1 protein-coding gene is annotated in these 657 nt (G+C 37.1%); it reads left to right on the top strand.

The annotated features are described in order from the left end of the window. Positions 1 to 80: 80 nt before the first annotated feature. Positions 81 to 657: reverse transcriptase domain-containing protein (locus HHH54_RS10900; protein WP_269814025.1), on the top strand; the 577-nt coding region annotated here is incomplete at its 3' end.

Here is a 657-nt window from a genome sequence, read left to right as displayed (position 1 = left end):
TGGCAATCTGTGGATGATAAGTAGTGGAACGAAAAAAGATAAGCAGATGTGTACAGTAAATCTTAGTTGATATGAAAGAAATGTATCGTGAGTCTCCATCATTGATGGAACTTGTTGTAAGACCAAACAACATAGAGAAGGCAATCAAGAAAGTTATCAAAAACAATGGTTCTCCTGGAATTGATGGGATGAAGGTTAAAGAGTTAAATGCTCACTTCAGAGAATTCTATCCACAAATAAAAGAAAAACTGCTTAACGGTACTTATGAACCGCAAGCAGTTAAGAAAGTAGCCATTCCAAAACCAAATGGCAAAAAGAGAATTCTTGGAATTCCCGTCGCAAGGGATAGAGTTATCCAACAGGCAATCAAACAAGTTATCGAACCGACAATTAATCGTCAGTTTTCAAAACATAGTCATGGTTTCAGACCAAATCATAGTACAGGGACAGCATTGAAACAATGTATCCAATACTATGAAGAGGGTTACCACACAGTCGTAGACTGTGATTTGAAACAATGCTTTGATACATTGAACCATGATAAGTTGATGTACTTGTTTGAGCGCTTTATACAAGACAAAGCTATTTCTAAATTTATCCGCAAAAGTTTACAAAGCGGGTCTGCAGACCTGTCTGGCGAATACGCAGAAAGAAAGA

The sequence above is a fragment of the Staphylococcus canis genome (assembly GCF_016238445.1).
Classification (GTDB): domain Bacteria; phylum Bacillota; class Bacilli; order Staphylococcales; family Staphylococcaceae; genus Staphylococcus; species Staphylococcus canis.
The sequence above is the reverse complement of the archived record's forward strand: the minus strand, read 5'-3'. Positions and strand labels throughout refer to the sequence as shown.